We start from the raw sequence: 12308 nt of genomic DNA, 5'->3' as shown, positions 1-12308 counted from the left end.
CTTGCCTTCCCAGCCGTAAACTCACTATCATGCCCGTAGTGAATATGTTAAAAAATTTCGACAGTGGAGCATTTGGTTATGGATTATGATCTCATCATCGTTGGCAGCGGTTCAGTCGGGTCGGCTGCGGGCTATTACGCCACGCGTGCCGGGCTGAAAGTACTGATGATAGACAGCGCAATACCTCCTCATCAGGCAGGCAGCCATCACGGCGAAACGCGGCTTATCCGACACGCGTATGGTGAAGGTGCCCGGTACGTTCCAATGCTGCTGAGAGCACAAATGCTCTGGAATGAGTTGGCAGAGCTAAGCGGTGATAAAGTATTTCACCGCAGCGGCGTGTTGAATATAGGTCCTGAAGATTCCGAATTCATCGGCAATGTGAAAGCTAGTGCAGAAACCTACAACCTGAACACACAGTCTCTCAGCGCGGCTGAAATCCGCGAAAAATGGCCACTGTTTACTTTGCCAGACGGCTATTGCGGCGTTTTCGAACCTGACTCTGGTTATCTGCAAAGCGAAATAGCCATCAGCGCCTACATACGCCTTGCGCGCGAAGCGGGTTGCGCGCAGCTGTTCAACTGCCCGGTCGACGATATCCGTTGGGTTGATGGCGGCGTTGAGGTCTCCACAATCGATGGCGTTTATCAGGGCAAAAAACTGGCAGTGACCGCCGGAACCTGGGTGACAAAAATCCTTCCGGAGTTGCCAGTGAAACCTTTACGCAAAGTTTTTGCCTGGTTTCATGCCGATGGGCGCTACAGCGAGGAGAATCACTTCCCGGCCTTCACGCTCGAAACCCAGCAAGGTGATCAGTATTACGGCTTCCCTTCCGTAAAAGATTCCTTAAAGCTCGGAAAACATAATGGTGGTCAGTGGATCACAGAGCCGCAAGAGCGCAAACCTTTCGGCGGATTTAGCCAGGACGGTACAGAATCCTTCAACTTTTTCCGCTACTTTTTGCCGGGTGTTGGGGTGAGTTTACGCGGCGCGTCATGCACTTACGACATGACCGCAGATGAAGATTTCATTATCGATACATTGCCGGGCAGAGAAAATACACTGGTCATTTCAGGTTTAAGCGGCCACGGATTTAAATTTGCCAGCGTATTAGGTGAAATAGTGACTCATTTCGCTAACAATCATCCTATTCCTTTCGAGCTTGAGCCTTTCTCCCTTTCCCGATTCAATTAATGTAAAGATGTTTCAACCGTCGTTTATATTCTTTCGACGGTTGTCATTTTATTTCCTCGAAGAGTCATTTTTAAGTTTCACTTTGAACGAGATCAATAGACCGGTATTTCCGAATTGACAGCATTATAGAAAAAAACCTATGCTAGATGCAGAAATCACAGGAGTGGTTTCCACGCGTAAATGATACGCCTGAACAAGGACGTCGAATGAAACTCTCTATTATTGAACCCTGTGGATTCACCCGGTTAGGAATTTTCTCTTATCTTGTTGAGAATAATAATCTCGACATTATTGATACTGTGAATATTTCTCAGGCACTCAATTCACTGACAGAATTTCAGCCTGACGTTATTCTCGTGAATATGACGCAGCATTGTCATAACGCTGAATTATCATTGGAATTGAAGGCTTTCTTTGAGTTCCGCCATACCGCCAGAATATACTGTTATATCGATGCGAATTATCCGGACAGTGATGCGCCGATTGCCATCACCCGCGAAGTTTTCGTTCTCAATAAACAGTCATTAACGCAGTTATTACAAGATATTGCCGCAGACCCGGAATCCTTTATGCCTGAAAATAACTTCGGCATTCCAAGAACCCTGTTCAGCGATCAGGAAATTCTTGTGATGGGATACTGGATGTCAGAAATGCCGAACTACCGGATTGCCAGAAAATTAAATATCAGCAGCCGCACCGTGTATGTTCATAAGCGCCATCTGGCTCAGAAAATTAAAGTCCGGAACCGGCTTGAATTCTGTTTTATTTACAATCTGATCAAGTATTTATTCTGGCCGATAGATGACATTTCCGCGACACCCATTAGCCGTCAGATTAAAGACGATCTTTTAATGATTTACAAAGCACACAGCTAAATCATTCACATAATGCCCTGAACAATCAGGGCATTTTTATATTATCGCCTTCCTGTTTTTCCATTAAGTTTCACTCACTCAGACATCCGCGGTTTACGCGGTTGCACTCTGACGACAGAGGCATACAATAAGTTTAAAATTAGCAGCCTTATCTTGAGTAGCCTCATAAAATGAAACACTCCGCTTCTGAAGATGTCACCCCAACAGAAATTACAGAAACGTTGCTTTCCGTAATCCGTCTGATGCGCAAACAAGTGGACGCGGCAATGTCTGCGCAGGGCCTTTCCCTGGCTCGCGGAAAACTATTGTCGGCCATCGCGCATGAAGGTACCTGCCGCCCCGCAGAACTGGCTCAGGTGCTTCAACAATCTCCCCGAACCATTACCGATGCGATTGATGCCATGGACCGGGACGGTTTGCTGGTGCGCAAACGTCATCCGACAGATCGCCGTTCACAATTGCTGGAATTAACGGAAGCGGGAAAACAGGCGTTAGAGCAGACTAAAAAACCGAAGAAGGATGCCATCGACCGGTTATTTCACGGGCTGGATTTACCCGCCCGTCAGCAACTCATGGCCTCTTTGAAAAGCATTGAAACGCACGCAGTGCGCATTGAAGAGTTAAACAAACTTTAGCGTTTTTGTGCGGCGCCATCGCCCAACAGTACAGCAATCTTATGCCCGGCAGCCGTCGGTTCCAGCGCTATTTTCAGTACAATAGTCAGCGGCACGGAGAGCAGCATTCCGACCGGGCCCATCAGCCATCCCCAGAAAATCAGGGACATAAAGACCACCAGCGTCGAAAGCCCCAACCCGCGCCCCAGAATTTTGGGGTCGATAATGCTGCCAAAAACAAGGTTGATCAGCACATATCCGCCTGCCACGATAATCCCTTCACTGAAGCCGTTGAACAAGAACGCCTGAATAACCGGCGGGATTGCCGCCAGAAAAGAACCGATATTGGGAATGTAATTCAGCGCAAACGCCAGCATTCCCCACAAAAACGCAAACCGGATCCCCGTCGCTGCCAGCAGCGCCCAGACCGCCAGCCCGGTGACCACGCTGATTAACGTTTTGATCACCAGATAACGCGTCACGCTGTCGAGCGCACGCTGAACATTTGCCATCCCCTTTCCCGGTTCATCCGACATCTGTTCAATTTTGTACGGCAGCTGCGGCACTTCGAGCAGCATAAAAGCCACCGTCATTAGTAACAGAAACAAACCCGCCATCGCGTTAGATAAATAGCTGATGAGTTTGCTGACCAGGTTCAACGTCGCTGCCGGGTCGATATAACTGGCCAGCTGTTCAGGCGCTAACGTCAGGTCGCTTTGCCCGGACAGCTCTTCGAGATAACTCAGCTTCTCAACAATCAGCCCGCGATACTGTGGCAACGTGCGGGCAAATTCATTAAGCGTCACCAGCAGTTTAGTGGTCATGAAAACCATCAGGCAAATCACCAGCGTCGCCACCAGCAAAACGGCAAGTGCGCGCGGCACCCGACATTTCCCCAGCAGCACAATCAGCGGATTCAAAACAAAAGCCAAAAACAGCGCCAGAATGAACGGTACGATGATGTCCGCCGCAGATTTAATTCCCGCGAAAATCACCACCAGCATCGCCATCATTACGACGATTTTGAGTCCCTGAGTCGTCACGATCGTTTTACGCAAATCTTCCTCCTGATGCGGCCCGATTTCTTAACGGGATTTCACCCATTCCCGCAGACGCTGAACATGCACATACAGCGACGGGATAAACAGGATCCCCACGGTCGTGGACAACAACATTCCGCTAAATACCGTGACACCAATGATGTGCCTGCTCATGGCGCCAGCACCCGACGCCAGTACCAGCGGCAAGACGCCCAGAATGAACGAAATTGCGGTCATCATGACAGCGCGGAATCGTTGCTTCGCACCGTCCTGCGCCGCTTCGCGGATAGTGGCGCCCCCTTCCCTTCTGGCTTTCGAAAACTCGACAATTAGTATGGCATTTTTCGCCGCCAGCCCGATGAGCAACACCATACCAATCTGAGCATATACGTCGTTGCTGAGGCCTGCCAGATGCAGGCCTCCGACCGCGCCGAATACCGCAAAAATCACCGAAATCATCACCACCAGCGGTATGCTCCAGCTTTCATACTGGGCGACCAGGAACAGATAGGCGAAAAGCAGCGCCGCGGCATAAATCACAATAGCCTGACCGCCCGCCTGAATCTCCTGCAACGACATCCCGGTCCACTGGTAACCATAACCGGCGGGCAGTTTCTCGTTCAGGATATGTTCCATTTGCGTCATCGCTTCCCCGGAACTCACGCCTGGCGCAGCAGAACCGCTGATCGCCAGTGACGGGAACTGGTTATATTGCGTAATAAACGGTGCGCCGAGAGACGGCGTCAGGCTGACCATTTTCCCCAGACTGACGAGAGAACCGTTATCGCTGCGCACGGTCAGCGTCGAGATTTGATCCGCACGCTGGCGATCTTCCATCTCATTTTGCATCTGCACGTTGAACAAACGGTTGTTGATAATGAAATCGCTGACGTTAATCCCGCCGAGCGATGTCTGCAACGTACCGAAGATCCTGCTGACCGGAACCTGCAATTGCGCAGCACGATCGCGATCCACGCTGAGTGCAATTTCAGGAACGGACGCACTGAATGTTGTGAAGACGCGGCTCAGATGCGGATCCTGATTTGCCGCCTGAATCAGCGCCTGTCCGGTCGCCGCCAGTTCCTGCGGTGATTGTCCGCGTAACGCCTGTAAGCGCAAATCCAGCCCGGAAGCCGTACCCAGCCCGGAAATGGCTGGCGGGTTTATCGCCATAATCATCGCAGAAGGAATGCCTGCCATCGCAGGTTGCAACCGTCCGATGACCTGATCCACACTGCTGCGCTCACCCCAGGGTTTCAGCAAAACAATACCAAAGGCAGAATTCGGTGAGCTCCCGCCGCTCAGCAGGCTGAATCCGCTGATCGCGATGACATCTTCAACCGCGTCATCTTTGCCAAGAATTGCCTTCATCTGCCCGAGAACCGTATCGGTACGGTTAAGGGACGCGCCGTCCGGTAGCTGCACATTCACGAAGAAATACCCCTGATCCTCATCCGGCAGGAAAGATTTCGGCAAACTGCTGTAACCCCATGCGCACAAACCGGCGATCACAATCACGCTCACAATACTGGTCAGCACATTTCTGCTGATCCCACGCGCGGCTTTGACATAGGTATCGCGCACACTGTCCAGCCCGTTATTGAAGAGCTGGAAGAAGCGCGCAGGTTTCTCCGGACGGGGCTTGAGTAATGTTGCGCACAGCGCCGGAGTCAGCGTTAATGCGTTAATACTGGAAAGCACTACCGCCGCAGAAAGCGTCACCGCAAACTGACGATACAGCGCACCGGTAATCCCCGGCAGCACGGCAATTGGAACGAATACCGCCAGCAGAACCACGGTAGTAGCAATAACCGGTCCGGCAATTTGTTTCAGTGCCAGACGGGTTGCAGCTACCCGCCCGAGCGACGGATCTTCGACCATCAGCCTTTCGACATTTTCGACCACGACAATCGCATCATCGACCACGACCGTCAGCGCCAGAATAATAGCGAACAGACTCAGTGTATTGGCCGAATAGCCAAAGATGTAAAGCACGGCAAATGTGCCGAGCAAAGAGACAGGAATGGTCAGCGCAACAATGAATGTGGCGCGCAAACTTTGCAGGAACAGGAAAACAATGGTCAGAACGACGATGAACGTCAGCACCAAGGATACGACGATTTCATCCAGCGTCGCGCTGACAAACCGTGTGGAGTCGAATTTGATTTCATAAGTCAGATCGTCCGGGAAGTAACCCGCCTGACGTTCCATTTCCGCGCGCACCGCATTGGCCACATTCAGCGCATTGGCACCCGGTGCCGGATAAACTGACAGAAAGGCGGACGGCGTCTGATTCAGCGTGGCGTTTACCTGATAATCCTGCGCACCCAGCTCAATGCGGGCGACGTCATGCAAACGCACCGTCCCGCCGTTGGCATTTTTACGCACAATAATATTGCCGAACTCTTCCGGCGTACTCAAACGTCCGGCCCCGCTGATGGTGAGCGTTTGTTGCTGCATGGACGGACTTGGCGAAGCGCCAATCTGACCGGCCGCCGCCTGCACGTTCTGGCTCTGGATTGCCGAACTGATTTCCATGCTGCTGACATCCAGCCCTTCCATTTTGCGGGGATCGAGCCAGATTCGCATGCTGTAATCGCGGGAACCAAACACGCGGACATCGCCGACGCCGTCGATACGCGCTAAAGCATCACGCAGCTGAATGCTGGCGAAGTTACTGATAAACAGCATGTCGTGAGTATGTTTCGGGGATAACAGGCTGATCCCGAGTAAAATATTGGATGCCTGCTTACGCACGGAAACGCCAGTATTCAGCACTTCCGGCGGGAGCTGAGAGCTGACCTGAGAGATACGGTTTTGCACTTCAACCGCCGCAGTATCAGGATCCGTTCCGCTGGCAAACGTAATCGTCAGCGAGTAACTGCCGTTATTGCCGCTGTTAGAGGACATATACAGCATATTGCTGACACCGTTGACCTGCGCTTCAATGGGCGCAGCAACAGATTCAGCCACGTCACGCGCACTGGCGCCGGGGTAAACCGCGCTGACAGAAACAACGGGCGGCGTGATGTCCGGATATTGTTCCACCGGGATCACCTTGAGCGCCACGGCACCAATCAGTGCCGTGACCAGCGCGATGACCACCGCAAAGCGCGGTCTTTTAATGAATTGCTCGAGCATAGTTATTCCTTAACCTTTTTTTGCCGGCGTCGCCAGAGCACCCGAGGCGTCCCGCGTCTTCACTTTCATCCCTGGCTGGATCCACTGCAGCCCTTCGGTGACCACTTTTTCTCCTCCCTGCAAACCTTCCAGAACGAAATATCCCTGTCCGGTCTGCGCCCCCAGGCGGACTGGCCGTTTCTCAACCTGCTGCTCAGCATTTACCAGCAAAACAAAGTGGCCGGTGGCATCCTGCTGTAAAGCCGCGGCTGGCAGAACCGGAAGTTTCTGTCCGGAGCGCGGTGCTGCCAGCACGTTAACGGAGCCACCCGGTAATAAACGGTGATCCGGATTCTCAACGGTCAGCCTGACGGGCAACGTGCCGGTTTGCGTATCAATGCGGTTTCCCAGGGATTCAAACTTCGGTGTTTTCAGGTACGGCGAACCATCTGATAGACGCAGCGAAAGCGTCATGTTATCCGCCGCGAAAGCGCCCTCAAGCGAACCGCTGCTCTGGCTGGCACTGAGTACATCGCGCTCGTTAACGGAAATCACCACACGAACCGGATCGAGCTGAACAATTTCAGTCAGCGCGCCGCTCGCCGGATTCACCAGACTGCCGGTGTGATAATGGCTCACGCCAATCCGCCCGGAAATAGGTGCGGTAATGCGGGTAAAGCCCAGCTGTAATTCCTGAGTTTTCAGGGCGGCCTGAGCCTGCGCGACGGCGGCCCGGGCGGTATCGCGTGCGGCAAGTGCGGTATCGACATCGGACTGGCTGACCGTCCGCGCATCGCCCAGACGCTGAATGCGGTTCAGATGCGTCTGCGCATGTCGGGCCGTGGCGTTCGCACTGTCGAGCTGCGCTTTCGCCTGCGCGACTGCGGAGTGATGCAGCGCGGGGTCGATTTCGTAAAGGACATCCCCCTCTTTAACCAGCTGACCTTCCTGGAAAGCTCTCCTGGAAATAAAACCTTCCGTGCGGCTGACAACATTCACCGCCTGAACAGCCTCAAGGCGGCCGAGATAAGTGCGGCTGACGCCATCAGTTTGCGTTGCGATAGTCGATGTTGTAACCGTCGGAACAGATTGCGCTGTTGCGACAACCGGAAGGGATAAAAACAGGGCCAGCAGTGGGAATAAAACTGCATGACGGCATACTGCAGGAAACATAGTGTCACTCTCCGTGTCAGGTCGGATGCCGGTTATGTTGGGTCAGGAAAGTGCACGCACCGGCTCATATCCATTTTAGTAGATAAAAAAATTCCTAATCAGAATTTTCGGAGATTATAGAGGTGATAACTTTCCATAAACTGATCCCGATCAGTTTGCATAATATCCCGTGATTTCTTTACGTTATATTTAAGGAATATTTATAATTAATATTCCGAAGAGTGCTATCCGCTAAATCAGATAACGTTTTTCATTTTAGTTATTATCCAAAAATAACAATCACGGATGAAATCAATTTTTTTACTCAAATTTTTAGTAATAAAACAAACTTTACCGTCGATGACAAAACCTGACAAACCCGCATCCAGACTGAACCCCAGCCCATCCCAGCCTTCCTGACGAATCAAAAACGAATAAGCTGAACAAGATAACCATAATCAGTTCAAAAATAGTGAACAAGTTAAATTAATCATCTATTTTGCAAATAATAGTTTGCCAGAATGTTTCCAAATGTTTACTTTCCAAAAATAACTCTCACAATGAGCGGCCAAATTATGTTTTGGAAAAATACGACTGTGCGCTTCGGGCATATTTCAATTCTGATCCACTGGATTGTTGCGCTGGCCGTTTATGGCCTTTTCGCCCTGGGATTATGGATGGTCGGACTGGGCTATTACGACACCTGGTATCACCGGGCGCCGGAAATTCATAAAAGCATTGGCGGGCTGGTTTTCGCGGCCATGGTATTCCGGCTGGCCTGGCGCTTTATTTCACCGCCACCAAAACCGCTGGACAGCTACAGCGCCAAAACCCGGCTCGGGGCGTGGCTCGCGCATGTTCTGCTCTTTGCCGGTCTGTTCGGGATCCTGCTCAGCGGCTATCTCATTTCGACCGCCGAAGGCCAGCCGGTCAGCGTTTTCGGTTGGTTTGATATCCCGGCCACGCTGTTCGGGCTTGAGCAACAGGCGGACATCGCCGGCACCGTACATCTGTGGATGGCGTGGGGAATTGTGATTATCTCTGCGTTCCACGCGCTGGCCGCACTCAAACATCATTTCATCGACCGCGACAGCACGCTGACACGCATGCTGGGCCGCTGAACTGTTTCACCTTGCGATTCACTTAATGGATAAATGGAGAATAACCATGCTGAAAAAAACCACTCTGGGCCTGACACTGGCATCCCTGTTGTTAGCCGCAGGCACCGCAAGTGCGGCGAATTACAAAATCGACAAAGAAGGGCAGCACGCGTTTATTGAGTTTCGCATCAAGCATCTGGGCTACAGCTGGCTTTACGGCAGTTTTAACGATTTTGACGGCGGCTTTACCTTTGACGAGAAAGACCCGGCAGCGGATAAAGTGAACGTGAGCATCAACACCACCAGCGTGTTCACGAACCATGCCGAGCGTGATAAACACCTGCGCAGCGCGGAATTCCTCAATGTGAGCAAGCATCCGCAGGCCACGTTTAAATCCACGTCGGTGAAAAAAGAGGGGGATAACCTGGCCGTTACCGGTGATTTCACCCTGAATGGCGTGACGAAACCGTTAACCCTTCAGGCGAAATTGCTGGGTCAGGGTAAGGATCCGTGGGGCGGTTATCGCGCCGGGTTTGAAGCCGCAGGCACGATTGCGCTGAAAGATTACGGGATCACCACCGATCTCGGCCCTGCTTCGCAGGATGTTGAGCTGATCATTTCCGTGGAAGGCGTGCAGGAGAAGTAATCCACATCGCCAAAACAAAAGGCCCTGACGGTATTAAATCGTCAGGGCCTTTGTTACGACGGATCGGCAGTTCAGTCGTTTTCCGGTGCCGGAATGTGCATGGTTGTTTGCAACAGCCCTTTGGACTTGTTGAAAATCTTGATCCCATTTTCACGGCCAGCACGCAGCGCACGCTGTTCTTCAACCGGCAGTTTCAGCTCAGTCATACAGATTTCGCTGCAACAACCGTCGAACTTCGCCGCACAGGTCGGGCACTGAATGAACAGCAAATGGCAGCCGTCATTTTTACAGTTGGTATGGTTATCACACGCCGCGCCACACTGGTGACAATGCGCGATCACATCGTCAGAAATGCGTTCGCCCATGCGCTCATCAAAGACGAAGTTTTTACCTTTGAATTTAACCGGCAAACCCTGCTCTTTCGCTCGGCGCGCATATTCGATAATGCCGCCTTCCACGTGATACACGTTTTTAAAACCGTTATGCAGCATGTAGGCGCTGGCTTTTTCACAGCGAATACCGCCGGTGCAGTACATGACGATTTTCTTGTCTTTGTCTTCTTTCAGCATATCAACGGCCATTGGCAGCTGATCGCGGAAAGTGTCAGACGGGACTTCAATCGCTTTATCGAAATGCCCCACTTCATATTCGTAGTGGTTACGCATATCGACAAACAGCGTGTCCGGGTCGTCAATCATGGCGTTGACCTGCTCGGCTTTCAGGTACTCACCGATATTCGACGGATCGAACGACTCATCATCGATGCCGTCCGCCACAATACGGTCACGCACTTTCAGACGCAGAACCCAGAAGGATTTGCCGTCATCTTCCAGCGCCACGTTCAGGCGGATGTTATCCAGCGCCGGATGGCTGGAAAACAGCTCGGTTTTGAACGCGTCAAACTGGCTTTGCGGAACGCTGATCTGCGCGTTAATCCCTTCTTTTGCCACGTAAATACGGCCAAACACATTCAGGCGAGTCAGGCTGATATACAGGGCATCGCGAAAAGCTTTCGGGTCTTCGAGCTGGAAATACTTATAAAAAGAAACAGTCGTGCGGGGCTCGGTTTCAGCCAACATGCGCGCTCTGAGTTCCTCATTAGAAATACGGTTATGTAACACTGGCATGGTGTACGTTCCTGTCTTTCAGGGGGATTTAATTATTGGAAACCAATTAGCTACTTTTGAAGCGGCAAGATTATACATTAAAGCAACACGGACGACATCTTCCGTTGCAAATTCATGATAAGAAAAACACCTGCTGCGTCTTGCCTTTTCTCTAAATGCGGTAACCTATTCTCAGATGTTATCCATACTTGTGATCTATCCACCACACTGATTTTTTAAAGGGCAGGAAACATGAGCAAGCTTTTTGAACCGATTTCTCTGGGCGGCCTGACGCTCCCTAACCGCATTGTTATCGCACCAATGTGCCAGTATTCCTCCGACGAGGGGAAAGCGACTTCGTGGCACCACGCGCATCTCGGGCAATTGTCATTTTCCGGTGCCGGTTTGCTGATCCTCGAAGCCACAGCGGTGGAAGCCGTCGGGCGCATTTCTGCGCAGGATTTAGGGCTGTGGGATGATGAAACCGAAGCCGCGCTGAAAGGACTGGTCGACGGCCTGCGCGAAAACAGCAACATTCCTCTCGGTTTACAGCTCGGCCACGCAGGACGCAAAGCCTCTCACGCCGCACCGTGGAAAGGGGGTGCGCAAATACCTCAGGCCGCCGGTGGCTGGCAAACCGTCGCACCTTCCGCTATTCCTTTTGCCGAAGGAACGGAAGCGCCCGTCGCGCTTTCTGCTGAACGCATCAGCGAACTGAAAAAAGCGTACGTGGATAGCGTACGGCGCGCCGACCGCCTCGGGTTCGATCTGCTGGAACTGCACGGTGCGCACGGTTATCTCCTGCACCAGTTCCTGTCCCCGCTTTCCAACCAGCGCACCGATCAGTACGGCGGTTCTCTGGAAAACCGTATGCGCCTGCTGCTGGAAATCTTCCAGGAAATTCGCGCGGCCTTCCCGGCTGATAAACCCATCGGCGTGCGTATTTCCGCCACCGACTGGGTAGAAGGAGGTTGGGATCTGGAGCAATCTGTCGAACTCGCCAAAGCACTGGATAAGCTGGGTTGCAGCTATATTCATGTGTCCAGCGGCGGCCTGAGCCAGCACCAGAAAATCACCGTGGGGCCAAATTATCAGGTGCCCTTCGCTGACAGCATTAAACAGCACGTCAAAATGCCGGTGATCGCCGTTGGCTTAATCACTGAACCGGAACAGGCCGAAGCCATTGTCGGCACCGGACAGGCAGACATGATCGCACTGGCGCGTGGTATTTTGTATAACCCACGCTGGCCATGGCACGCCGCTGCCAAACTCGGTGCAAAAGTTTACGCACCGAAACAATACTGGCGCAGCGAGCCTCATAGCGTGAAAGGATTATTCCTGCCGGAATAATACCGGGCAGTTTAATAAACGTGATCACGGACAGCCCCCGGGCTGTCCGTTTCATTGACAAAAAGCCATTCTCTGCGGATATTTGATTCGAAGACTCATGGAGAAAACAGC

The 12308-nt window shown here is 52.0% G+C and carries 10 protein-coding genes; 6 read left to right on the top strand and 4 right to left on the bottom strand.

Translation table 11 applies throughout. The annotated features are described in order from the left end of the window. The first annotated feature begins 78 nt into the window (after positions 1-78). The 3 genes from solA to J8X26_RS04100 all read left to right on the top strand — a co-directional run bounded on the left by solA (position 79) and on the right by J8X26_RS04100 (position 2704). The gene (gene solA / locus J8X26_RS04110; RefSeq protein ID WP_208950228.1) at positions 79-1194 is read left to right on the top strand and encodes an N-methyl-L-tryptophan oxidase; all 1116 of its coding nucleotides are present in this window, start codon (positions 79-81) and stop codon (positions 1192-1194) included. Between the two features lie 146 nt (positions 1195-1340). Further along, positions 1341-2069 (top strand): LuxR C-terminal-related transcriptional regulator, encoded by a 729-nt coding sequence (locus J8X26_RS04105; RefSeq protein ID WP_244370331.1) that lies wholly within the window; start codon positions 1341-1343, stop codon positions 2067-2069. A gap of 170 nt (positions 2070-2239) precedes the next feature. Next, entirely contained in the window at positions 2240-2704 is a 465-nt protein-coding gene (locus tag J8X26_RS04100) for a MarR family winged helix-turn-helix transcriptional regulator (protein ID WP_152325590.1), read from the top strand. On the opposite strand, the gene J8X26_RS04095 is transcribed toward J8X26_RS04100, so the two are convergent. The 3 genes from J8X26_RS04095 to J8X26_RS04085 are packed head-to-tail and all read right to left on the bottom strand — an operon-like array spanning position 2701 to position 8016. Further along, positions 2701-3741: an AI-2E family transporter gene (locus tag J8X26_RS04095; protein WP_208950227.1), complete on the bottom strand. Its 1041-nt coding sequence runs from the start codon at positions 3739-3741 to the stop codon at positions 2701-2703. The two genes, J8X26_RS04100 and J8X26_RS04095, sit on opposite strands and share 4 nt — an antisense overlap. A 27-nt stretch (positions 3742-3768) precedes the next feature. Then, positions 3769-6864, bottom strand: a complete 3096-nt coding sequence (locus J8X26_RS04090) for an efflux RND transporter permease subunit (protein ID WP_208950226.1) — start codon at positions 6862-6864, stop codon at positions 3769-3771. 9 nt (positions 6865-6873) lie between these two features. Further along, entirely contained in the window at positions 6874-8016 is a 1143-nt protein-coding gene (locus J8X26_RS04085; protein ID WP_208950225.1) for an efflux RND transporter periplasmic adaptor subunit, read from the bottom strand. Positions 8017-8570: 554 nt separating this feature from the next. Here J8X26_RS04085 and J8X26_RS04080 point away from each other — a divergent pair. Both J8X26_RS04080 and J8X26_RS04075 read left to right on the top strand, forming a co-directional pair. Then, entirely contained in the window at positions 8571-9116 is a 546-nt protein-coding gene (locus J8X26_RS04080) for a cytochrome b (RefSeq protein ID WP_208950224.1), read from the top strand. Positions 9117-9162: 46 nt separating this feature from the next. After that, complete coding sequence (locus J8X26_RS04075; protein ID WP_152325586.1) at positions 9163-9741, top strand: YceI family protein; 579 nt, start codon at positions 9163-9165, stop codon at positions 9739-9741. A gap of 71 nt (positions 9742-9812) precedes the next feature. Here J8X26_RS04075 and J8X26_RS04070 read toward each other — a convergent pair whose 3' ends face one another. Continuing rightward, on the bottom strand, positions 9813-10868 hold the full coding sequence (locus tag J8X26_RS04070; protein ID WP_101077224.1) for a rhodanese-related sulfurtransferase: 1056 nt from the start codon (positions 10866-10868) through the stop codon (positions 9813-9815). Positions 10869-11099: 231 nt separating this feature from the next. Here J8X26_RS04070 and J8X26_RS04065 point away from each other — a divergent pair, with 231 nt between their 5' ends. Further along, complete coding sequence (locus J8X26_RS04065) at positions 11100-12197, top strand: NADH:flavin oxidoreductase/NADH oxidase (RefSeq protein WP_208950223.1); 1098 nt, start codon at positions 11100-11102, stop codon at positions 12195-12197. Positions 12198-12308: the final 111 nt, after the last annotated feature.

Source organism: Rahnella sp. ChDrAdgB13, from assembly GCF_017655185.1.
Taxonomy (GTDB): Bacteria; Pseudomonadota; Gammaproteobacteria; order Enterobacterales; family Enterobacteriaceae; genus Rahnella; species Rahnella contaminans.
Note: the sequence above shows the minus strand (reverse complement) of the source record. Positions and strands in the feature narration are given on the sequence as shown.

What these genes read in the sequence shown, in the direction of transcription:
- solA (WP_208950228.1), top strand. Translation starts at nt 79, where the DNA reads ATGGATTATGATCTCATCATCGTTGGCAGCGGTTCAGTCGGGTCGGCT.
- J8X26_RS04105 (WP_244370331.1), top strand. Translation starts at nt 1,341, where the DNA reads ATGCAGAAATCACAGGAGTGGTTTCCACGCGTAAATGATACGCCTGAA.
- J8X26_RS04100 (WP_152325590.1), top strand. Translation starts at nt 2,240, where the DNA reads ATGAAACACTCCGCTTCTGAAGATGTCACCCCAACAGAAATTACAGAA.
- J8X26_RS04090 (WP_208950226.1), bottom strand. Translation starts at nt 6,864, where the DNA reads ATGCTCGAGCAATTCATTAAAAGACCGCGCTTTGCGGTGGTCATCGCG.
- J8X26_RS04085 (WP_208950225.1), bottom strand. Translation starts at nt 8,016, where the DNA reads ATGTTTCCTGCAGTATGCCGTCATGCAGTTTTATTCCCACTGCTGGCC.
- J8X26_RS04080 (WP_208950224.1), top strand. Translation starts at nt 8,571, where the DNA reads ATGTTTTGGAAAAATACGACTGTGCGCTTCGGGCATATTTCAATTCTG.
- J8X26_RS04075 (WP_152325586.1), top strand. Translation starts at nt 9,163, where the DNA reads ATGCTGAAAAAAACCACTCTGGGCCTGACACTGGCATCCCTGTTGTTA.
- J8X26_RS04070 (WP_101077224.1), bottom strand. Translation starts at nt 10,868, where the DNA reads ATGCCAGTGTTACATAACCGTATTTCTAATGAGGAACTCAGAGCGCGC.
- J8X26_RS04065 (WP_208950223.1), top strand. Translation starts at nt 11,100, where the DNA reads ATGAGCAAGCTTTTTGAACCGATTTCTCTGGGCGGCCTGACGCTCCCT.